Genomic DNA, 22,689 nt, shown 5'->3' on the forward strand with positions numbered 1-22,689 from the left:
GGGGTTTAAAAAAACCTATGCGTTTAAAATATTTAAGTTGCTGTCTTTTAAGTTTGAGCATGGTCGGTTGCTCTCAGCATGTCATAAAATCCAATTCGAATGCATCTTCTTTGGACAATACCTCTTTGGAACAACAAGCGGTCACTGGCGTCAATGCGATGTATGAATATCCGAGTTACGATTATCGCGGTAACATGGGTTTCCAGTTCGATACCAGTAAAGGCAAAGTTACTAGCACTCAACCGGCCTCGAACTCAACACAGAATTTAGACCCTGCCATTCAAAAGCAGTTAGATCAGTACTTAAAACAACAAAAGTTGTCGTTGAGTAAACAAGAAAAGCAGGCCTTGTATGAGGCCATTGTTACGGAACAAAACCCGTATGCTTACAGTAAAGGTTCGGATTCATCGTCCGCGCGCGTTGCTGCTGGTCTCATGAATTTCATGAATGATTTAAAAATTAGCTATGATGGTTCGGTACATTATCGAGACAAAATGGCCTCGTTAAATCTGGTGGCCAAATATCAAAAACCAACGCTATTGGTTGAAGCCAAGCTCCCAATGGTGGTGGATTTTCAAAACTATAAGTTCTATGCCAATTATTTCGCTTTCATGCCGTACTTGGTCAATAAAGACAGTCAGGCATCTTATGCATATTTAGATTTTTCCAAATATAAACAAGATCTTGATCGTGTCAATGTGCCTAAACTGGTCGATTACCTGAAACAGATGAATGCGTTGCCTTACGCACTGGCAGATACTAAACAGTTACAGCGTGTGCATGTCTCAGCATCAGAAAAACAGCAGGGCATCCGCAACAAAATCCGCTACCAAGGTGATTTGGGCAATTTAATGCTGCAAATGAGTTTGTTTGAGCAGATTAATAAACCATACCTTACTCAGCGAGTCATGGGTTTGGTTGAAACTGATACCGTCAGTGAAGATGCTTCAACTGTAGCAGAAGAGGCCGCAAAAGCTGCGGAAGCGGCGGGTGTAGCAAGCAGTGAATTAGTGAGTGCACAAGCCTATGCATCTTCAGAGCGTGTAGCAACCTTAATCAACAATCGTTTGGATGAGTTGCTCTATTCAGGACAAGATGCAGCAGATGAGGTGGTTGAGGCTGAAGAAGCAAGTTGTGGGGGTGATCAGACCACCTGCGATATCGCTGAATCCGCGTATACTGATGCTGAGGATGCCGTCGAAACCGATGTAGATGCCCGTGCAGTCGATGCGGATGCAGAAGATGTTGCTACGGGTGCAGTTGCTGCAGCCTCATCAAGTCAACTTTTATCGGAACAGGCATGCGAAGCGTTGTTGGGCAGTAAAAAGCATCTCGCAATTGGTGATGTGACTTACTGTCAAGATATGTACGGCGTCAAGTTGCTACAACCAGCGCAAGGCAATGCGAAATCAACAGCTTCCGCTTCTGCACTGGAGCAAAAAGTGTTGGCGATGCAAGAAGTACAGCATATTTTTGAACCTTATGTCAGCGATCAATTAACCGATGTGCAGGCGTTTAAAGCGCTTTGGATCAAGCATCAACCTGAAATTCAGGCTGCTTTAGCGGAAAGTGGGCAGGCTATGCCAGTCACTATTGATGTGGCGTTGGATAATCAAGGTCGTGCAGTAGATTTGGCATATCAATTACAATTTGCTGATGAGACCATTGGTAACTTCGGTATCAATCTCGATATGCAAGTTTCGAATTATGGACATGCCACACCGATTGATAAAAAAGCATTACGCGATGCCAAATCGGTTGAGGAAGTCACCAAAGGCTCAATGTTAGAAAATATAGTGACTGGCTTTACCAAGTCTTTAGGCATGTCTGAAAGTGCTGTGGATGGGGAGCAGACAGATCGTTTAAGCTTCGATCAGCAGTTGTCGGATTTGGCAGAAAAAACCTTTGCAAGCACAGGTTCTTATATTAAGACCTACCAATCCGTCTTTGTCTTGATGTTGTCTGCAAACCGTCCTGAAGTGGTGAAGCACTATAGCAATAGTGAATTAAATGAAATTGCAGAAGTTTATGCTTACCGTTTCAATGACCGTTTAGAAGAACCGAAAGGCAAAGCTTTAACTCGTTTGAATAACCTGAAAGAAAAGCACAAATTGCTTGAGCCAGACCAGTTTGATGAGTTGGGCTATAGTGCTGCGCGTATTGTTCAGGAAGCTTCGGAAGGTGCGAAAGAATATCAGGCATGGAACAAGCGAATTCAGCAGTACAAAACGCCGCAAGCTGTCTTTGCAGATTATTATATTGAGTTATTTAAGGATGACTATGAGCTCAATGCTGAGCAAACTACAAATTTAAAAAGTGCGGCAGCCGTACTGGGGCAAGCATTTGCTGATGATCGTAAAAATAAACTTTCGGAAAAATCCATTGCCAAGTTAAGCAAAGACCACGATGGCTTCATGGATTATGATCTGTATGAAAAAGCCTATGTGGATGTGGTTAATCACCTGAAATAAAGCGATAGATCAAAAAAAGGCCAACCCCAGTCGGTTGGCTTTTTTATTTGTTTTGGTTATTGAGTGATTAAAGGAAATCTTTTAACTCAGGCTTCACTCCATTCCAAATTGAAAAGGCTTCAATGGCTTGTCCGACTAACATGCCAAACCCTTCAGAACTTGGAATACCGCGTGCTTTGGCTTGATCAAGAAAACTGGAGGGTTTGCCGTAAGCCATTTCGTAGGCATGCTGAAAGATCAGTTGTTCTGGAAGGATTAAGGCTTCACCACTCAAACTGGCAGAAGTGGCATTAATTACCAAATCAAATTCTCCAGTTAATGCGGTGAGCGCTGTCGCACTGAGCTCAGCTTGCGGGACATGCTGCTGTAAATCTGTCACCAGTTGTTCTGCCCGAGCTAGGGTACGGTTGGCAATCACGATTTTTTTCGCGCCTGCTTGTACCAAAGGATAGATTACACCACGTGTTGCTCCACCTGCACCTAAAATTAAGATGCGACTTTGCGTGAGTGACCAACCCAAAGCATGGATGGCATCGACCAGACCTTGACCATCGGTATTGTCGCCATAGAGTATGCCATCTTGCATCCATAGCGTATTGACGGCTTTGGCAATTTTGGCTCGCTCGGTCAGTACCTGACATTGCGCAAAGGCTTGCTCTTTAAATGGAACAGTGACATTCATACCACAGCCACCTTTAGCGAAAAAATCTTGCACACTGGCTTCAAAGCCATCTAGAGGGGCTAGGCGTTTGCTGTAATGGAGATCGATACCTGTTTTTGCTGCAAAGGCATGATGAAGTTCAGGAGAACGAGACTGTTCAATCGGGTTGCCGATGACAGCGAATTGTTTGCTCATCGCACAAAATCCATGTGAGAAATGCCGTTCAATATACGGCAAATTGCACTCAGGCTAAAGCGTTAACCCATTTTTTCTGGGGTGGAAATCAAGTGCTTATGGATTACAAATATTGTGAATTGTATCAAAGATGAGTTTTGCAGTGGTCAGGGCTAAGCCAATCGCTGCAAGTACGGCAATACTGATCGAAGTATTATCATTGAACGCACTTTCAGAAAAAATAGTCGTACTGATTGAGCTGAGTAAGACAATAGTAAAGCAGAAAAAAACCATGATGGTTGAACTAACTCTTTTTGTGAACATGTTAAAGACCTTAGATGACGGCACAGAACGATACGAGATTTTCATGTCATTAAAATGAATATATTAAAAATACCTTCTTTTAGTTTACGTATTTTTAAACCGTAAAGAGTGCGAATGCTGTTTTAAAGCGGTGACAGTATTTTTGATAAATGCAAAGAATAGACTTTTTTTGTAGAAGACATTCTACGGGGAGTCTGTAGGGAAATATACCAATCTAACCTATAAGTCGCCCTGATCTGGTAAAAAAGGGCGTACTTAAGGTGTCAAAATTGTAAGTGCGTGTGTCTATTTGCGTAGATTGAGCCAATCTTGTGGCTTTAAATAATAATCCGTGAGTTTTTTCTCGGCAGAGTCTGCCTCCCATTCAGGGCGATATGACCAACCAGCTAAATTAGGCAAACTGACCAAAATCGATTCAATTCGTCCACCTGTTTGTAGCCCAAATAATGTACCGCGGTCATAAACCAGATTGTATTCTACATAACGACCACGACGGTAAAGCTGAAATTCACGTTGTGCTTCAGTATAAGGTTTATCTTGATTCTTTTGGAAAATTGGCAAGATCGCGTTTAGGTAACCATTGCCCACGGCTTGAATGTAGTTAAAACAGGTTTCAAAGTCCCATTGATTTAAATCATCAAAGAATAATCCACCAACACCGCGTTGTTCATCACGATGCTTTAAATAGAAATAGTCATCACACCATTTTTTATGCTCGGCATAGACACCCTCACCAAATGGAGCACATAAGTCATACGCCGTTTGATGCCAAGACAGTACATCTTCATCATTAGGATAAAATGGGGTGAGATCAAAGCCCCCTCCGAACCACCAAATCGGGTCTTGTCCTTCAGGCTCTGCCACAAATAAACGGACATTGGCATGTGAAGTCGGCACATTCGGGTTTTTAGGATGAATCACTAAAGACACGCCCATGGCTTGCGCTTTTGCACCTGCAATCGAAGGATGACGTTCGGTGGCAGAAGCAGGCAGTTTGGAAATGTTGATGTGTGAGAACATCACGCCGCCTTTTTCAATCACCGTACCATTTTGTAATACGCGTGAACGTCCGCCACCGCCTTCAGGGCGTTGCCAATCATCAATCACAAATTCAGCGGTTCCACCACCAGCACGTTCTTGTTGTTCTAGACTGGCGCAAATACGGGCTTGTAAATCGAGAAGAAAATCACGAACACGTTGAATATCTGTGGACGTTGGATGCTGCATCTCAACCCTCTAAAAAGAATAATAAAAGTTGTCTTAACGTGTAACATAAAATCATAAAAAACTTAAGGATTTTTTCTTATTTGGGTGAGTGGAGTTGTGTGTTTAAAGGGGAGTATCTATCTGATCTCATAGAAATTATCCCGACTAAAAGGCTAGGTTGAATTCTGAATTTAAGCTCCGCACAATAGGAGGCTCAAGCCTGTTGTATCAGGCAGAGATTCTGATGGGGCATCCATGACTCAAGCCAATTCCCTTATTCAAAAGTACAATGTTGCAGGTCCACGCTATACCAGTTATCCAACTGTGCCGTATTGGGAAGAGCAAGATTTTAGTTTGGCGCAATGGAAGCAAAGCCTAAAACGGGCATTTAATGAATCTAATGCCCGTGAAGGTATGAGTTTGTATATCCATCTGCCATTTTGTGAAAGCCTATGTACCTTTTGTGGATGCCATAAACGCGTCACCAAAAAGCATGAGATGGAGCAGCCTTACATCCAAGCGGTGTTAAAAGAATGGGACCTGTACTGTCAATTATTGGTGGAAAAACCCATCATCAAAGAAATTCATTTGGGCGGTGGCACACCGACTTTCTTTTCGGTCGAACATTTAACCCAACTGATTCAAGGCATTTTGGTGCAAGCGGAAATCGCGGAAGAGTACGAATTTAGTTTTGAAGGGCATCCGAACAATACCACGCGAGAACATTTACAAGCTTTGTACGACTTGGGCTTTCGCCGTGTTAGTTATGGGGTGCAGGATTATAACGAAAAGGTGCAAAAAGCTATTCATCGCATTCAACCCTTTGCCCATGTACAACAAGTGACGGATTGGGCGCGGGAAATAGGTTATACCTCTATCTCGCATGATTTGGTTTTTGGTTTGCCTTTTCAAGATTTAGCCGATGTATTACACACCATTGATCAAACCAATCTGTTACGTCCAGATCGCTTGGCATTTTATAGTTATGCGTATGTGCCTTGGATTAAGGGCAACGGACAACGCGGTTTTAAAGATCACGATGTACCGAAAGATGACTTAAAGCGTCAGCTCTATGAAGAGGGCAAGAAAAAACTGCTGGCACAGGGATATTATGAAATTGGGATGGATCATTTTGCTTTGTCACACGACAAAATGTATCAAGCCTTTCAACAAGCCAATTTGCACCGTAATTTTATGGGGTATACCTCATCGAAAACCCAAGTCATGATTGGCTTGGGACTTTCATCCATCAGTGATAGCTGGTACAGCTTTGCGCAAAATGAAAAGACTTTAGAAGATTATTACGCACGTTTAGAACAGAATGAAATCCCTGTCTATCGTGGGCATATTTTAAGCAATGAAGACTTGGTCATTCGGCAACATATTCTGAATTTAATGTGTACCTTTACGACGTCATGGCAGGGTCAAGCTCAGACATTTCCTGAATTACCGCAGGTGTTACAACAACTGGAAGAAATGCAAAAAGATGGTTTGTTAACGATTGAGGCCGATCACATACAGATTACCGAGCAAGGCAAACCTTTTGTTCGAAATATTTGTATGGCGTTTGATTTACGTTTAAGTCGGAAAATGCCGAATAATCGTATTTTCTCAATGACCATCTAGTTGATTTTAGTGTTGTTGTTGGTTGGAAAGTGTGCAAACAAATAAGGTAAGGATGACTTAAAAGTCATCCTTTTTATACATGTGTGCCATGCGTTCGTGTTTAGTTTTTAAATAATCTTCATTGAACGGATTTAAACCCACCGTTAACGGCACGCGATCAATCACATTAATGCCAAGATCGGTTAATGCTTTAATTTTGAGTGGATTATTGGTCACTAAGCGGACTTCTTTAATATTCAGATGATCCAACATAATGCTACACATATCATAGCGACGTGCATCAGCAGGTAAATTCAGCATGAGGTTGGCATCAACGGTGTCATGTCCTTGATCTTGCAGGGCATAGGCACGTATTTTATTGGTAAGACCAATGCCACGACCTTCCTGACGCAAGTAGAGAATGACGCCTTGTCCTACTTCATTAATCAGTTTCTGGGTGGCTTGTAATTGTGGGCCACAGTCACATTTTAATGAGGCGAAAGCATCGCCAGTCAAACATTCCGAGTGAATACGAACCAATACTGGACCCGTTGGTGGTGTATCGAGTCCTTTAGAGAGCGCCACATGTTCTTCACCCGTTTTCGGGTCTTGGAAGACCGTAATTTTAAATTCACCAAAAGCAGTGGGAAGGCGAGACGTTGCGACAAATTCTATAGGCACTGTTTAACCCGTTAAATAGTTTATAAATTGACTAAAGTATAGCGTAATGCTTGGACATTAGTAGAATAGTCACGTTGAAAATGTGTGCAAGATTTTCTTTTTTGTAGAAAGCGAACGATAATAGTTGATAAATAGCTATATTATTCAGGATAATCTAGGCACCAAAAAACGCCAATTGAGTTTTGTACTCAAGTACGCATCGCCAGAAATGTGGCTGATTGAAGGTGATATCATCCCACGATGATCGAGTAACCCATTTACCTAGCTTAGGATTTGCCAGGCTTTAGAAGGCTTTGCCACATATGTTGTATACAGAAATACCAACTCAACGCCCTGTAACACCGTTGCTGGATACGATCGATCATCCACAACAACTGCGTTTGCTCGCGCGTGATCAACTACCACAAGTGGCGGATGAGTTACGTCAATTTATTTTGTATGCAGCTGGGCAAAGCGGCGGACATTTTGGCGCAAACTTGGGTGTCATTGAGCTAACAGTTGCCCTACATTATTGTTTTAACACGCCAGATGATCGCCTAATTTGGGATGTGGGGCATCAAGCCTATCCGCATAAAGCTTTAACAGGTCGTCGTGAGCTACTAACGACCATTCGGGCTAAAGATGGTTTGGCGGCATTTCCTGCGCGTGAAGAATCGATTTTTGATACTTTTGGGGTAGGCCACTCATCTACTGCAATTTCAGCGGGTCTGGGAATGGCCTTAGCACGTCGCTATCAACAAAATCCTTGTGATGTGGTCGCGATTGTGGGTGATGGTGCAATGACTGCTGGAATGGCCTTTGAAGCCATGAATGATGCAGTTGCTCACAATGCTGACTTGATGGTGGTGCTCAACGACAACGATATGTCGATTTCATGTAGTACGGGTGGTTTTGCCAAACATTTGGCTGCCATTTGGGAAAGTGGTCAGTCGGTACATATTTCAGAACAAGGTGAAGCCTATGTTCAGCCGCATCCAAAATGGTCGTACAATTCACGGTTGCATCAATCCGCAACGGAAGCTGCGGACAATCTATTTAAAGCGATTGGTTTTGATTATTTTGGACCCTTTGATGGTCATAATGTCAAAGAATTGGCACATGTATTTGAAGCTTTGAAAAAGCGTAGTGGCCCACGTTTAATTCACGTTTATACCAAAAAAGGCAAAGGCTTTGCAGCTGCCGAAGCAGAACAAATTAAATACCATGCCATTAGCAAAATAAATGCCAAGGTAACGCCGCAAACCGCGCCTAAATATTCAGATGTATTTGGTCAATGGTTGTGTGACCAAGCGGCACAAGATTCGCGTTTACTGGCAATTACCCCTGCCATGTGTGAAGGTTCTGGCATGGTCAAGTTTGCGCAGCAATATCCAGAACGTTTCTTTGATGTGGCGATTGCGGAACAGCATGCGGTGACTTTAGCTGCGGGCATGGCCTGTGAAGGTTTAAAACCTGTAGTCGCGATTTATTCGACTTTCTTGCAGCGCGGTTATGATCAGTTGATTCATGACGTGGCATTACAAAATTTGGATGTGACGTTCGGTATTGACCGTGCAGGTCTGGTGGGCGAGGATGGCCCGACCCACGCAGGTGCCTATGACTATGCCTTTATGCGTACTGTACCGAATATGGTGATTATGGCGCCGAAAGATGAAAATGAATGTCGTCAAATGTTGCATACCGCCTATTTATATCCAGGACCCGCTGCGGTACGTTATCCGCGAGGCAATGGCTTAGGGGTAGAAATACAACAGCACATGACTGAGCTTGAAATTGGCCGCGCTGAAATCATTTTGCAATTGAATGAAACTGCCGATGAACAAATCAGTATTTTGGCCTTTGGTAGTCGTGTTGCTGCATCTGTAGAAGCCGCACATCGTCTGGCACAGCAACTGGATGTTGGCGTGCGTGTGGTCAATATGCGCTTTGTGAAACCTTTAGATGAACAGATGTTGTCAAACTTGGCCGATCAAACACAATTGTTTGTCACCGTGGAAGAACATGCGGTGATGGCTGGTGCGGGTAGTGCAGTCAATGAATATTTGGCACAAGCACAGATTGTTAAGCCGATGCTGAATTTAGGTTTGGCAGATAACTTTATGCATCAGGCAACACACAATCAGATGTTGCAGCAAGCAGGCTTGGATGCACAAGGTATTGTTAAATCAATAGAATCTGTATGGTTAAAGCTTGTGCAAAATATAAGCTGATCAAAAGCTAAATTTCCGAAACATTTTTTCCCTAAAAGCACTTATATTTGTTAAGATATAAGGGCTTTTATGCATTATTCTTTAATCAATATCTTCAAATTTGTAGTGGGTGTTCAATGGAACCTATGGTGGTGATGGCTGCGCGTGCGGCTCAAACAGTCGGTCAAGAGCTTTTAAAAGCGCATCAAAATCGTCATAAACTTGATCTACAAGTCGAAGAAAAAGGAATTGATGGACCAGTAACGCGTGTAGACCGTTATTTGGAACAATTGACCATCGATACGCTACGTAAAAGCTATAAAAACCACAGTTTCCTTGGTGAAGAGTTTGGTCTTCAAGAAGGCAAAGGTCACGACGCAGATTGGTGTTGGATCATTGACCCACTTGATGGCACCTTAAACTTCATTAATGGTGTTCCTCACTTCTGTATCTCTATTGCAGTTCAACATAAAGGCATTACTCAACACGGCGTAATTTACGACCCTGTGAAAGATGAATTGTTCTCTGCAAGTCGTGGTCGTGGTGCCATGATGAACCAACGTCGTATTCGTGTAAATGTGAAAGACAGCCTTGAAAATACATTCATGTCTGTGGGACATGCTTACCGCGCAAAACGTAATGGTGAAGTGATTTCTTATGCAAAAAATCATTTTGCTTCATTGTTAAATGTAACTGAAGCTGGTGCGCAATACCGTCGTACAGGTTCAGCAGCATTAGATTTGGCGTATGTAGCAGCAGGTCGTTTCGATGCTTATTTCGAACTCGGCTTAAAGCCTTGGGATATCGCAGCAGGCGAGTTGATTGTGAAAGAAGCGGGCGGTACTGTGGTTGATGCGCGTGGTGGCAGCGACTCTATGGAAAATGGTCAAGTACTTGCATGTTCAATGAAAATGTTAAAGCCATTAATGCAGGCTGTAGTGCCAGCATGGGGCGAAGCTGCAAAGTAGTCGAATGATGACCTGATCAAGTGATGATAAAAAAAAGCTCTCAAAATTGAGGGCTTTTTTTTATATAGAATTCCAAGGCTTAATTGCATCTTTGAATAATATTTTGTAAAAAAATAGTAAAAGTCGATTAAAATAGGTGACTTTTAAAAATATGCTGTTATAATCTCGCCACGCACTAAATTTCGTTCATTACCTGAACATTCTCTTCTATCATTGTGTATGCGCGTCCGGTCCAAAGAGAGGACATTATTTCGCGCCCCACCCAATCGCTTAAGCGATTCCTTCAGGTTGCGGCTGTAATCAAATGTGCGTTATACGCATCGTCGTTCTCGGATCGCCGCTGATTCTATATTTTCAGCGATTATTGCTGTGCCGCTTTTTGCCGATGTCCATCAGACCATATATTTAATGGAGCACCCATTTTTCGGGTGAAATACTCTATGAGCAAAACTTTTGCTGATTTTCCTTTACATGAATCGTTACAACAAGCTTTACAAAGCCTAGGTTTTACTTCTCCTACGCCTGTACAGGAACAATCGATTCCTGCAGCTTTAGAAGGTAAAGACCTTTTAGTATCTAGCCAAACAGGTTCAGGTAAAACTGCGGCGTTCTTACTTCCAACGTTAAACGCACTTGCAGCCCAAGAGACTTTCGTTCCGTTCAAAGAACGTATGAAAGCAATTACTCAACCAAATATTTTGGTTCTTTGCCCAACTCGTGAGTTGGCGCAGCAAGTAAGCCAAGACGCGATTGGATTTGTTCGTCACATGAAAGGTGCACGTATTGCAGCGATCATGGGTGGTATGCCGTTTGGTAAGCAAATCCAACAGTTAAAAGGTGCACAAGTTGTTGTTGCAACACCAGGTCGTTTACTTGACCTTGTAAACCGTCGTCAAATTAAATTAGACCAAGTTGATGCGCTTATTGTTGACGAAGCAGACCGTATGCTTGATTTAGGTTTCTCTGAAGACTTAGAAGCAATCAGCGATCTTGCTGCAAACCGTAAACAGACTTTAATGTTCTCTGCAACATTTGCTGGTCGTATCATTACACTTGCTGAACGCATGATGAATGATCCACAACGTATTGCAATCGAAACTGGTCACTCTACAAACACTGACATCACTCAAACTTTGCATTGGACTGATGGCTTTGAACACAAGAAAAAATTACTTACTCATTGGTTAAACGCTGAAGACGTTGATCAAGCTGTAGTATTTGCTTCTACTCAAGAAGACACAGATATGTTGGCTGAAGAACTTGCTGAAGCAGGTTTATCAGTTGTAGCGCTTCATGGTGCTATGCCACAAACTGTACGTAACCGTCGTTTACGTAGCATTCGTGAAGGTCGTGCAAAAATCTTAGTTGCAACAGACGTTGCTGCTCGTGGTCTTGATGTACCAACAATTTCTCACGTAATTAACTTTGGTCTTCCTATGAAGAACGAAGATTATGTACACCGTATTGGTCGTACAGGTCGTGCGGGTCGTACAGGTAAAGCAATTACACTTGCAACTTACCGTGAACGCGGCAAGATCCGTGCTTTAGAAGACTTCTTAGATGCTCGTTTAAACGTATCTGAGATTGAAGGTCTTGAGCCATCTCCACCTCCTGCACGCGGTAGTCGTGATGGCGGCGGTCGTGGTCGTGATGGCGGTGGTCGTGGTCGTGGCGGTTTCGGCGGTGGTCGTGGTCGTGATGGCGGTGGTCGTAGCCGTTTTGAAGGCGAAAGCAATTTTAAACGTCGTGAAGGCGGTGATGATCGTCCACGTCGTAGCTACGATGACAAACCACGTGGCGAACGTCCTGCTTTTGGCGGTGAAGAGCGTCCACGTCGTGAGTTTAATAATGATCGTCCACGTCGTGAAGGCGGTTTCGGTGATCGTCCACAACGTTCTTTTGATGACCGTCCAAAGCGTGATTTTGGTGATCGTCCAGCGCCACGTCGTGAAGGCGGTTTCGGTGATCGTCCGCAACGTTCTTTTGATGACCGTCCAAAGCGTGATTTTGGTGATCGTCCAGCGCCACGTCGTGAAGGCGGTTTCAACGATAAGCCACGTTTTGAGTCGAATGATGACAACCGCGGTAACCGTGTAGACTACAAACCACGTCGTGAAGGTTCTTTTGGTGACCGTCCAAAACGTGATTTTGGTGATCGTCCAGCACCACGTCGTGAAGGTGGTTTTGGCGACCGTCCACAACGTTCGTTTGGTGATGACCGTCCAAAACGTACTTTCGGTGGTGAAGATCGTCCTAAGCGCACTTTCGGTGGTGAAGACCGTCCAAAGCGTGAATTTAATTCAGATCGTCCACGCACTGAAGGTGGTTTTGACCGCCCACGTCGTAAGTTCAACGACTAAGTCATACCTTCTAAAAAACCAGCGCAAATGCGCTGGTTTTTTTATGCTTAACGATTTTGTTTATTGTTTAAAAAATGTATACTAAGTCAAATTTATGTTGAAATATGACAAATATGAACAACAATATAGAACAACAACCTATGTTAGGGTATTCGCTAAAAGAGGTGGTTATGCCTTATCTGAGTTTTATTCTTTTTATGAGCAATCTGATCTATTTCTTTTACGCTCAATTTATATAACACAGCGTTCTAATTTTTATGCTGTGTGAGTAGTTTCATATAATTAAAATGACAGAATCAAAAAAACAAATTGCACACAGTTTACCCGACGCAACTAGGTAACATTTTATAGTTCAATCCTTTATAGTATGCGTGCTGGAAAATTGCAGGAACTTTCTCCGCTATGAATAATCAAGCACCCCTTGAAAATTCAGCTTTGATTGAAGTCAAAGATCTGAGTTTTAAGCGAGGGGAACGAATCATTTATGAACAAGTCAGTCTGAAGATTCGACGTGGTCAGATTACCGCCATTATGGGGCCATCTGGAACAGGTAAAACTACACTGCTACGTTTAATTGGGGGACAATTGACCCCAGATCATGGGCAAGTGCTACTTGACGGTAAAGATATTGGGCAGATGTCGCGACATGAGTTGTTTGCGGCACGGGCGCGTATGGGCATGTTGTTTCAAAGCGGTGCTTTATTTACCGATATGAGCGTTTATGAAAACGTTGCATTTCCTTTACGTGCACATACCCAATTACCTGAGCATTTGATTGCAGAATTGGTCGCACTAAAGTTGGAAGCGGTAGGGTTGCGTGGAACAGAGCAACTCATGCCTTCTGAGCTTTCGGGTGGGATGAACCGACGTGTAGCATTGGCACGTGCCATTGCATTAGATCCAGAATTAATTATGTATGATGAGCCTTTTGCTGGTCAGGACCCGATTGTTAAAGGGGTGCTCACGCGATTAATTCGTTCTTTGCGTGAGGCATTAGAGCTAACCACAATTATTGTATCGCATGATGTGTCAGAGACCCTCTCCATTGCAGATTATATTTATGTCGTTGCAGAAGGGAAGGTGCAAGGTGAAGGCACACCAGCAGAGTTGCAAGCCAATGCATCGCCATTTGTACGTCAGTTTCTTACGGGGGCTGCTGAAGGTCCTGTAGAGTATCAGTTTAGTCATCAAGCGTATTTGGCAGGCGAGGTTGGTTCATGAATGCTATTGCCTCATTAGGTAGACGCGTTATTCAAAGTGTTCAGGGTGTCGGTGTTGCAACCATTATGTTGTTGCAAATTCTATGCTCCATGCCGACATGGTTAGGCGTCAAACTGTTTGTTTACCAAATGTACCGTGTCGGGGTGATGTCCTTACTGATTATTTCGGTGTCAGGTTTGTTCATCGGTTTGGTTTTAGGCCTACAAGGTTATTCCATTTTGGTCAACATTGGTTCAGAAGCCATGTTGGGTACCATGGTGTCGTTAACCCTATTGCGCGAATTGGCCCCTGTGGTTGCAGCATTATTGTTTGCTGGGCGTGCAGGCTCTGCACTGACCGCAGAAATTGGGTTAATGAAAGCCACTGAACAATTGTCCAGTATGGAAATGATCGGGGTTGATCCCTTAAAACGTATTGTTTCACCACGTTTATGGGCTGGGATTTTTAGCTTGCCGATGTTGAGTGTGGTGTTTGCTGCGATTGGTATTATTGGCGGTAAAATGGTCGGCGTAGATTTTCTGGGCGTAGATGAAGGTTCTTTCTGGAGTGGCATGCAAAGTAATGTGCAATTCTATAAAGATATCTTTAATGGCACGATTATTAAGAGTATTGTTTTTGCCATTTTGTGTACTTGGATTGCGGTCTATCAAGGTTATACCTGTGTACCGACATCGGAAGGCATTGCGACATCCACAACGCGTACCGTGGTGTATTCATCGCTTTGTGTATTAGGTTTTGATTTTGTGTTGACTGCGGTCATGTTCGGAGGGGTTTAATGAAATCACGTGCAAGTGAGCTGGCCGTAGGATTATTTGTCATTGTCTTCGGTGTTGCATTGTTTTTCTTGGCAATGAAAGTGAGTGGCTTAGTTGGCACCAACTTACGTGATGCGTATAGCATGACGGCACAATTTGATAATGTGAATGGCTTAAAGCCTCGTGCTAAAGTTACCATGAGTGGTGTGACCATTGGTCGTGTGACGGATATTACCTTAGATCCTGTTACGCGTTTGGCAACCGTGCATTTTGAGTTAGATGGTAAGTTAACGTCTTTTAATGCAGAGCAGTTGAAGACGGTTGAAAACAATGCGTTGGATGAGTTGCGCTATAGCACAGAATATACGGAAGCTACACCAGCGAAACAAAAAGAAATGGAACAGCAACTTATTGCGAACATGAAATCCATCACCAGTATTGATGAAGATGCTTACATAATGGTAGCAACCAATGGTTTGTTGGGTGAGAAGTATTTGAAAGTTGTTCCGGGTGGTGGCTTGAATTATGTTAAGCGCGGTGCATCCATTGCCAATACTCAAGGTACGATGGATCTTGAAGATTTGATTAGTAAATTTATTACAGCAGGTGCAGGTAAGTCATCGACTCCATCGGCAGAAGCTGAGGCACCAACTGACAAAACAGATGCTGAACCAGCATTTGTTGAATAATTGAAAGAGGAATTTAGAAGTGAATATGTTGTTGAAACAAACATTAACGGCAAGCATTTTATCAACCATGATTGCAGGTACTGCATTTGCTGCGCCAACTGAAGCTCCTCCTGCATTTATTAAGCGTGTGGCGGATGGTTTAATTGGTCGCTTAAAAGCAGACCATGCAAAATTGCAAAATAACCCAACGGCAGTAAAAGCCATTGTACGTCAAAACTTAGACCCATATGTGGATTCACAAGCGTTCACTCGTATTGTCATGGGGACTTATGCAACCAATCAGTACAGTACAGCAGCACAACGTGCACAGTTTGAAAAGAACTTTCGCGAAACACTGATTGAAAATTATGGCACTGCATTTGCGAAATTCAGTAACCAAACCTACACTGTTCGCCCTTATAAAGCGACTGGTAGCGCTAACCCTGTTGTGACCATTGACTTTAATAACAACGGTGAAAAGATTCCTGTATCGTTCCAGTTGGCGGATAAAGGTAGCCAATGGAAGATTCGTAACATCAACGTTTCTGGTATTGATTTAGGTCTACAATTCCGTAATCAGTTCGCAGCGACAGTTAAACGTAATGGTGGTAATCTGGATAAAGCGATTGCTAACTTTGAACCAGATGCTGATGCAGCTGTAAAGAAAAAATAAGATAGGTGAAAGGTGATTAGTCTCGTCAATCAGGAATTACAGGTCACTGGAAAAATAGATTATGACAATGCTGAACAATATTATCAGCAGGGTTTGGCATTGATTCAGAAACAACCCTTGCCTATGGTGGTAAATTTGGCACAGTTACAACAAGGAAGTACCTTGGCTTTAGCTGTGTTGGTGCGTTGGTTGCGCCAAACGCCACATGCACAAGGTTTACAGTTTAAGGCTGTGCCTGAGAAAATGATGAAGATTATTCAGGCTTGTCATCTGCAAGATGATCTGCAGATCATCTAAAAAAAGCACCGCAATTGCGGTGCTTTTTTTATGTTGAATCTTATGCTCAAAAAGACGATATTCTGTTGCACATCGCTGATCACACCATTCAAAAAATAATATTCAGATCCATTTTTTCCAGCGGAAGTAAATCAGCGGGCCGATAAAGAAGCCGACAATAATCATGCTGACGGCGATAAAGCTGGTGGTGCCATGGGCAAAAGGTAAAACATCCGTATTCATGCCGTAAATACTTGCCACCAACATTGGGGGTGCAAGCATACTTGGTAAAATCGAGAAGCGACGAATGGTGTCATTCTGTTCAGTATTAATGAATCCTGATGTGGTATCTAGCAAGAAGCGCACTTTCTGGAACAAGAAGGCATCATGTTCGACCAGTGAGCGTACATCTTCACTCAACTCTCGAATGTCTGCATCATAGATATGACTGCCTAGGGCACGCGGACGGGATAAAAAGGTCAGTACACGACGTAAGTCAATCAAACAGAGTTGTGCCTTACCCAACATATCTTCTAACTGTGCCAGTCGGGTAATCATGTCATCAAGGTCGAGAATTTGTTCACGATGACGGTTATTCAGTACCTCTGTGGAGTATTTTTCCAAGTCCTTGTGGATATCTTCTAAGATATCCGCAAGCTCATCCAGTTTGGCTTCGAGTAAACCTAACAGGACCCAAGTCGGGTCTTTATAGTCAATTTCGTAGTCATTGCGACGTGCACGTGCGCGAAAGGCACGGAAAGCCACCAGCTTTTCACCACGCAGAGTAAACAAACGTTCTCTATGCAAAATAAAAGCGACAGTTTGTACTGTGGCTAAAATACTAGAATTATCATCTGCCTCACCATCCACCTGATAATTTTTATTTTTCGTTAAAAAATACGTGCTGATATGCAAAATACCATCATCATCACGGTAGAATCGGGCAGATGAAGAGATGTCTTCTAATGACTTTAATGTAGGTAGGTTTTGATCATACGCATCTAAAACCCATTGCTGTTCTTCTTGTGAAGGTGCAATGAGGTCGACCCAGACCAATTCTGGGTGTAAATCAAAACCGCCATTAATGGTGGCATCTTCTAAACTACCGCGCTCTGTGGCGTAAAAGGCTTCAAGCATGGATGTCTTTTCTCCCTTACGCAGTATGGGTTAAATCGATGGGTGTATTTTAGACAAGGATTTCATGAAAAACACTGCTTGGATTGCTAATTTATGAAAAAATCTCCATCTAGTTTACGTTCGCGGTATGACAAGATCATAACATGGTGAAATAATGACACATTCTATTGCAGTTTTTTGTGGTTCAGCCGTTGGTACAGACACAATTTTTTTAGAAACAGCGCGTCATGTTGGCAAAACTTTGGCTCAGCAGGGTAAAACACTGGTCTATGGTGGTGGGCGCTCGGGTTTGATGGGGGTCATTGCAGATAGTGCCTTGCAGGCGGGTGGACGAGTGATTGGGGTTATTCCGCATGCCTTGGTGGATCGTGAGTTGGCACATCCTGATTTAACGGAACTGCATGTGGTGAAAAACATGCATGAACGTAAAACTAAAATGTCCGAACTTTCCGATGCATTTATTGCATTGCCAGGGGGAGCGGGAACTTTAGAAGAGATTTTTGAGCAGTGGACTTGGGCGCAATTGGGCATTCATCTCAAACCATGTGCCTTTTTAAATGTCCACGGCTTTTATGATGACCTGATTAAATTCATCAACTTAACGACCGAAAAAGGCTTTACGCATTCACGTTTCACAGAGACCTTAATTGCTGAAAACTCAGTTGAAGCGATTCTACAGCAGTTTGATGTATTTACTGCACCTACCCCGAAATGGGGTATGAGCGAGCAGCAAGACTTGGTGAAACACGGCTAATGAAAAAAATTACTGTCGCTGCGGGTATTGTATTGAATACACAACAGCAGTTGTTATTGGTGCGTAAGCACAACACTCGTTTTTTTATGCAGGTGGGTGGCAAGCTAGAACCAGATGAAGCGCCTGAAGATTGTATCTTGCGTGAAATCGCGGAAGAAATTGGTTGTCAGGCGAAAATTATTCAGTACGTTGGACGTTTTGAAACCGCTGCGGCCAATGAATCCGATCATTTATTGATAAGCCATGTATTCCATGTGGAGCTAGACACTGCACCACAAATTGCGGCTGAAATTGCAGAACTGAAATGGATTGATTGGGATGAACAAACGACGCCATTGGCCCCGTTGACTCGAGAAATTGTGTTGCCGTGGGTGCGTGAGCAATTCAAAACTCAAGCATAGTGCATTTGATCTGAGTGGCCGTTTAAAATTTGGCGAAGGTCAGGCTTGAGCTGCTGCAATACAGACCGCTTCAATTTTTCGGCAGCCCAATTCGGCAAGTGCTCGTTCTAAGGTTTTGAGCGAGCTACCTGTCGTCACTACATCATCCAGCATTAACACGCGACGAAAACGCTGTCGATTTGTCGGGGCAATTTTAAATTGCTGTTCGATTTGATCCAGCCGTTCTAAACGGCTTAAGCCTTTTTGTGCATGTTGATGCTGCCGTTGAATGGGTTGCCAGACTGGAATGTTTAAGTGTTGTCCCAAACGTTGTGCCAGAATGATACTTTGGTTATAACCCCGTTCGGCTAAGCGCTGAGTCGAAATCGGCATAGGGACAATCGCCTGAATTTGTCGATATTCGAGCTGCTTCAGTAGTCCAGTCAGCAAGATTTGGAAATGTAGTTGTTGCTCGTATTTAAATTGCTGAATCACACGATCAATGGGATAGGCATAATGGCAGGCGACTTGAACCTCAATTTCTTGACGTTGCACGGATTGTTTGAACCAAGGTAAATGGTTCCAGCAATCTTGACAGAGGCTGGCATGACGACCACGCTCAAGACCACAAAACTGACATGGGAGTACTGAATGCAGCCATTGCTGAGCGCTAGATAAAAAAGGTTTAAACATAGGCATAGCGCGGGGCTTCAGGCAGCCAGCGTTTGAGTAAGGCATTTGCCTGAACTGGATAGTCTTTCAGGATTTGCTGTGCGACATAATGTGCTTGATTGAGCAAATGATCATCCCGTTCTAATTTGGCAACGCGAAAGCCCATATCTCCCGTTTGTTTGGTGCCGAGTAATTCCCCAGGACCACGAATTTCTAGATCTTTCTCTGCAATGATAAAGCCATCATTGGTTTCACGCATGATGCGTAGCCTTTCTTGTCCATTTTGCGACAGTGGATTTTTATACAGCAGGGCGCAAAAACTGGCCTTGGCACCACGCCCGACACGACCACGCAACTGATGCAGTTGTGATAAGCCTAGACGCTCGGCATTTTCAATGACCATAATAGAGGCATTCGGCACATCCACCCCGACTTCAATCACTGTGGTCGCAATGAGCAGTTGTAGTTCATTGTTCTTGAATTGTTGCATGACGGCTTGCTTGTCATCGGCTTTCATTTTGCCATGTACCAGTCCGATATTTAGTGTTGGAAAACGGTGTTTAATTTCGGCATAGGTGGCTTCCGCGGCTTGAGCATCTAAAGTTTCCGACTGTTCGACCAATGTACAAACCCAATAGGCTTGTTTGCCTTCGGCACAATTACTGGCAATCCGTTGTAAGACTTCTTCACGACGATCCAAAGGAATGGTCACGGTTTGAATCGGGGTTCGACCAGGTGGCAATTCATCAATCACTGAGGTATCTAAGTCCCCATATGCTGACATGGCGAGAGTACGCGGAATAGGGGTTGCAGTCATTACGAGTTGATGGGGCGTGGTTTGCTGTGCGCCTTTATTACGAAGTGCCAAACGCTGATCAACCCCAAAGCGGTGCTGCTCATCAATAATCACCAAACCCAATTTGTGAAAGGCAACACTGTCTTGGAACAAGGCATGGGTACCGATGACCAGTTGAGCCGAGCCTTGTTGAATTTGTTGCTCTGCCAAGGCACGGGCTTTACCTTTTTGCTTGCCTGATAGCCATGCCACATTTAAGCCTAAAGGTTCAAACCAGCGTTTAAAATTCAAATAATGTTGTTCTGCGAGAATTTCAGTCGGTGCCATTAAGGCAACTTGCCAACCTTCTTCTAAAGCATGACAAGCAGCAAGTGCTGCCACAAGCGTTTTACCCGCACCAACATCGCCTTGTACCAGACGTAGCATTGGCTTGTGTTGCTTTAAATCATCGGAGATTTCTTTAGACACACGTTTCTGTGCTGCGGTCATTTTAAAGGGCAACGCAGTCAGTAATTGTTTGGCAAAGGTTTTACTATTAGTAAACGAGGGGGCTGCAATTTGCTGAATGTAGGCGCGACGGGTCAGTAGGCTGACTTGATGAGCCACCAATTCCTCAAAAATCAGGCGTTGCTGCGCAGGGTGTGAGCCTTGGCTCAACTGCAACATATTGGCATCCAGTGGCGGTTCATGGATGTAATGCAAGGCTTGTTTTAAGGCATAGCCATTGGTGAATTTCTGTGGCAGCAACTCTGGCAAATCATCACTGTGCTGTTTTAAGGCATGTTTAACGTATTCACGCAGCTTGGTTTGGGTCAGTCCATCGGTTGCAGGATAAATGGCTGTGAGCTGAGTTTGCGGTAGAGGCGTATGTTCAGTAATTAACTGAATTTCAGGATGATACATTTCCAAGCCACGCGCACCGACACGGACTTCACCAAAAACCCGTAAACGGTTGCCCACCTTACCGCGATCGGTCAAGGCTTTATATAGGTGATAAAAACGTAATGTAACTTTACCGAGTTCATCATCCAGTAAAATGGCCATGGATTTGCGCTTTCCTGGCGGAAAGTCCACTGATTTCACCGTACCTTCGAGCAGATAGCTACGCCCAACCTCCAATTGGTTCATTGGAATGATCGTGCTACGATCTTCATAATCCCGCGGCAGATGAAACAGTAAATCATCCGTGGTGAAAATATTCAGTTTTTCAAGTAATGCAGCAGAGGCACTTCCAACCCCTTGCAATTGTTGGACTGCGGCCATGTCCCCTCAACTAAAGTGCTCATTAGGTGCTAAATGCATATTTTATTTATAGGTTATGGTAAAACATCTCAACGGGTTGCTAAACAATTATTTCAACAAGGCCACCAAATTACCACAATTAGCCGTACTGCCAAACCGCAGGATTTTGCTACGCATTTGATTCAAGATATCCATCAACTTGATTTGAGTCAGATTGCCCCTGTCGATATCGTCTATGTATTGTTATCTCCTGCATCGAGTACACCTGAAGGCTATCAAGCGACTTTTGTTGATGCGATTCCTGCGATGCAGAAGGCCTTACAAGCTCATCCTGTAAAAAAAGTCATCGTAGTATCTTCAACGCGAGTTTATGGTGAGCAAGCAGGGGAGCGAATTGATGATGCTAGTGTGCCTAAGCCGATCGATGCACAAGGCGAGATTCTACGGCAGATGGAATTGTTGTGGCAGACTGCGTATCCTGAGCAAAGTATTATTATTCGCCCGACAGGCATTTACGGGGCTTCTGTGGCACGTATGGTGAAGATGGCGCAGCAGACCTCGACCTATCCGAACATTCATTATAGCAATCGCATACATATTGAAGATTTAGCTCGTTTTCTGGCGCATTTGATTCACGTGGAACATCCTGAAAGTTCCTATATTGTCACAAATAATCAGCCGATTCCTTTACATGAAATTATTCAGTGGTTTCAGCAGCAACTTGGGTTACCTGAGTTGACCTTAGAGAGTGAACAGCTTTCAGGTAAGCGAATTTATGCGTCTAACATGCAGCAGACGGATTTTGAATTACAACATTCAGATTGTTTTGAGGATTATTCGGCATTGTTAGCGAAGAGTCAGTGAAGAATATTTTGTACTTTGTTGAATGAAAGATGTGGAACATTGACTGGAAAATAGTCGTGGAATGTGAAAAATAATGTAAAAGCCATTCTAGTGTACTGATCACTAGAGTGATCTGATTTAAGATTATGATTTATACAAAATAAAAGAAGGTATTTTGCATAAGTGGTTTATGCTAATTTTAGGAAAAGTTAAAAATATGAGAAAAGAGCTAAGAGAATTATTTATCAGTGGGTGTAATGAGAAAATTCAAAAAAAGGGAGATAGCGTAGGTTTATCTTTCTATGCTTTTTTCAAAAATAAAAATGATAATCCTGAGCTTTTAATGGAAGCGGCGACTTGGTGGATCATGCAACATAAATTAGATCATTTTGAAAAAGCCGTAAAAATTAAAGCCCTTGTTTTGAGAGAGTCTTCTTCCATTTAACATCATGGCTATTGTAAGAAATAAAAATCCTAGATTGAGATCTAGGATTTTTAAATTTTAAAAATATATAAAAATTAAAGCCATAGCCTCAATTTTCACGTTGGTATAAGGTGTATTATGTTAATTTAGAGCAACTGAATCCTAGCACATCACTATCAACCAATATTTCAGTACTAAGCATAAAACTA

General features: G+C 43.1%; 21 protein-coding genes. 14 read left to right on the forward strand and 7 right to left on the reverse strand.

The genetic code is table 11. From position 1 onward, the window contains the following. Positions 1–110 precede the first annotated feature (110 nt). Positions 111–2,471: a hypothetical protein gene (locus tag M5E07_RS01540; protein ID WP_252221315.1), complete on the forward strand. Its 2,361-nt coding sequence runs from the start codon at positions 111–113 to the stop codon at positions 2,469–2,471. 67 nt (positions 2,472–2,538) lie between these two features. Here the strand turns inward: M5E07_RS01540 and aroE are convergent, their stop codons facing one another. The 3 genes from aroE to hemF all read right to left on the reverse strand — a co-directional run bounded on the left by aroE (position 2,539) and on the right by hemF (position 4,857). Next, positions 2,539–3,327 carry a shikimate dehydrogenase gene (gene aroE / locus M5E07_RS01545; protein WP_252221318.1) on the reverse strand — a complete coding sequence of 263 codons (789 nt, stop codon included), beginning with the start codon at positions 3,325–3,327 and terminating at the stop codon, positions 2,539–2,541. Positions 3,328–3,423: 96 nt separating this feature from the next. Continuing rightward, entirely contained in the window at positions 3,424–3,630 is a 207-nt protein-coding gene (locus M5E07_RS01550) for a hypothetical protein (RefSeq protein ID WP_116761073.1), read from the reverse strand. A 285-nt stretch (positions 3,631–3,915) separates the two neighbouring features. Further along, complete coding sequence (gene hemF, locus M5E07_RS01555; protein ID WP_252221320.1) at positions 3,916–4,857, reverse strand: oxygen-dependent coproporphyrinogen oxidase; 942 nt, start codon at positions 4,855–4,857, stop codon at positions 3,916–3,918. A gap of 234 nt (positions 4,858–5,091) precedes the next feature. Between hemF and hemN the strand changes: the two genes are divergently transcribed. Then, positions 5,092–6,462: an oxygen-independent coproporphyrinogen III oxidase gene (gene hemN, locus M5E07_RS01560; RefSeq protein ID WP_252221322.1), complete on the forward strand. Its 1,371-nt coding sequence runs from the start codon at positions 5,092–5,094 to the stop codon at positions 6,460–6,462. Positions 6,463–6,519: 57 nt separating this feature from the next. Here hemN and ribA read toward each other — a convergent pair whose 3' ends face one another. Continuing rightward, on the reverse strand, positions 6,520–7,122 hold the full coding sequence (ribA, locus tag M5E07_RS01565; protein ID WP_016168634.1) for a GTP cyclohydrolase II: 603 nt from the start codon (positions 7,120–7,122) through the stop codon (positions 6,520–6,522). A gap of 302 nt (positions 7,123–7,424) precedes the next feature. Here ribA and dxs point away from each other — a divergent pair, with 302 nt between their 5' ends. The 8 genes from dxs (at position 7,425) to M5E07_RS01605 (ending at position 16,253) form a co-directional block, all read left to right on the forward strand. Continuing rightward, positions 7,425–9,332, forward strand: a complete 1,908-nt coding sequence (dxs, locus tag M5E07_RS01570; RefSeq protein WP_252221324.1) for a 1-deoxy-D-xylulose-5-phosphate synthase — start codon at positions 7,425–7,427, stop codon at positions 9,330–9,332. A 116-nt stretch (positions 9,333–9,448) separates the two neighbouring features. Continuing rightward, on the forward strand, positions 9,449–10,279 hold the full coding sequence (locus M5E07_RS01575) for an inositol monophosphatase family protein (RefSeq protein WP_116761081.1): 831 nt from the start codon (positions 9,449–9,451) through the stop codon (positions 10,277–10,279). A 440-nt stretch (positions 10,280–10,719) separates the two neighbouring features. Continuing rightward, the gene (locus tag M5E07_RS01580; RefSeq protein WP_252221326.1) at positions 10,720–12,639 is read left to right on the forward strand and encodes a DEAD/DEAH box helicase; all 1,920 of its coding nucleotides are present in this window, start codon (positions 10,720–10,722) and stop codon (positions 12,637–12,639) included. Between the two features lie 402 nt (positions 12,640–13,041). Next, entirely contained in the window at positions 13,042–13,860 is an 819-nt protein-coding gene (locus tag M5E07_RS01585) for an ABC transporter ATP-binding protein (protein ID WP_116761085.1), read from the forward strand. After that, on the forward strand, positions 13,857–14,636 hold the full coding sequence (mlaE, locus tag M5E07_RS01590) for a lipid asymmetry maintenance ABC transporter permease subunit MlaE (RefSeq protein ID WP_116761088.1): 780 nt from the start codon (positions 13,857–13,859) through the stop codon (positions 14,634–14,636). The genes M5E07_RS01585 and mlaE overlap by 4 nt, the downstream gene beginning before the upstream one ends. Then, a complete protein-coding gene (gene mlaD / locus M5E07_RS01595) occupies positions 14,636–15,304 on the forward strand; it encodes an outer membrane lipid asymmetry maintenance protein MlaD (protein ID WP_252221328.1) in 669 nt (222 codons plus the stop codon). The genes mlaE and mlaD overlap by 1 nt, the downstream gene beginning before the upstream one ends. A gap of 19 nt (positions 15,305–15,323) precedes the next feature. Next, positions 15,324–15,956, forward strand: coding sequence for an MlaC/ttg2D family ABC transporter substrate-binding protein (locus M5E07_RS01600; protein WP_252221330.1), 633 nt, complete (start codon positions 15,324–15,326; stop codon positions 15,954–15,956). A 12-nt stretch (positions 15,957–15,968) separates the two neighbouring features. Continuing rightward, positions 15,969–16,253 carry an STAS domain-containing protein gene (locus tag M5E07_RS01605; RefSeq protein ID WP_116761093.1) on the forward strand — a complete coding sequence of 95 codons (285 nt, stop codon included), beginning with the start codon at positions 15,969–15,971 and terminating at the stop codon, positions 16,251–16,253. 102 nt (positions 16,254–16,355) lie between these two features. Here the strand turns inward: M5E07_RS01605 and M5E07_RS01610 are convergent, their stop codons facing one another. Continuing rightward, positions 16,356–17,369, reverse strand: coding sequence for a CorA family divalent cation transporter (locus tag M5E07_RS01610; RefSeq protein ID WP_116761095.1), 1,014 nt, complete (start codon positions 17,367–17,369; stop codon positions 16,356–16,358). 154 nt (positions 17,370–17,523) lie between these two features. Between M5E07_RS01610 and M5E07_RS01615 the strand changes: the two genes are divergently transcribed. Together M5E07_RS01615 and M5E07_RS01620 are read left to right on the forward strand one after the other, a co-directional pair. Further along, complete coding sequence (locus tag M5E07_RS01615; protein WP_116761097.1) at positions 17,524–18,123, forward strand: LOG family protein; 600 nt, start codon at positions 17,524–17,526, stop codon at positions 18,121–18,123. Next, positions 18,123–18,524: an NUDIX hydrolase gene (locus M5E07_RS01620; protein ID WP_252221332.1), complete on the forward strand. Its 402-nt coding sequence runs from the start codon at positions 18,123–18,125 to the stop codon at positions 18,522–18,524. Before M5E07_RS01615 ends, M5E07_RS01620 begins: the two co-directional genes overlap by 1 nt. A 39-nt stretch (positions 18,525–18,563) precedes the next feature. Here the strand turns inward: M5E07_RS01620 and M5E07_RS01625 are convergent, their stop codons facing one another. Further along, positions 18,564–19,202, reverse strand: coding sequence for a ComF family protein (locus M5E07_RS01625; RefSeq protein ID WP_252221334.1), 639 nt, complete (start codon positions 19,200–19,202; stop codon positions 18,564–18,566). Then, positions 19,189–21,234, reverse strand: coding sequence for an ATP-dependent DNA helicase RecG (gene recG, locus M5E07_RS01630; protein ID WP_252221336.1), 2,046 nt, complete (start codon positions 21,232–21,234; stop codon positions 19,189–19,191). The genes M5E07_RS01625 and recG overlap by 14 nt, the downstream gene beginning before the upstream one ends. Positions 21,235–21,267: 33 nt before the next feature. On the opposite strand from recG, the gene M5E07_RS01635 reads away from it, so the two are divergent. Together M5E07_RS01635 and M5E07_RS01640 are read left to right on the forward strand one after the other, a co-directional pair. Continuing rightward, positions 21,268–22,077 (forward strand): NAD(P)H-binding protein, encoded by an 810-nt coding sequence (locus M5E07_RS01635; RefSeq protein ID WP_252221339.1) that lies wholly within the window; start codon positions 21,268–21,270, stop codon positions 22,075–22,077. A 196-nt stretch (positions 22,078–22,273) separates the two neighbouring features. After that, positions 22,274–22,501 (forward strand): DUF6500 family protein, encoded by a 228-nt coding sequence (locus M5E07_RS01640; protein ID WP_165815699.1) that lies wholly within the window; start codon positions 22,274–22,276, stop codon positions 22,499–22,501. The last annotated feature ends 188 nt before the right edge of the window (positions 22,502–22,689 follow it).

This window comes from Acinetobacter tibetensis (assembly GCF_023824315.1).
Lineage (GTDB): Bacteria > Pseudomonadota > Gammaproteobacteria > Pseudomonadales > Moraxellaceae > Acinetobacter > Acinetobacter tibetensis.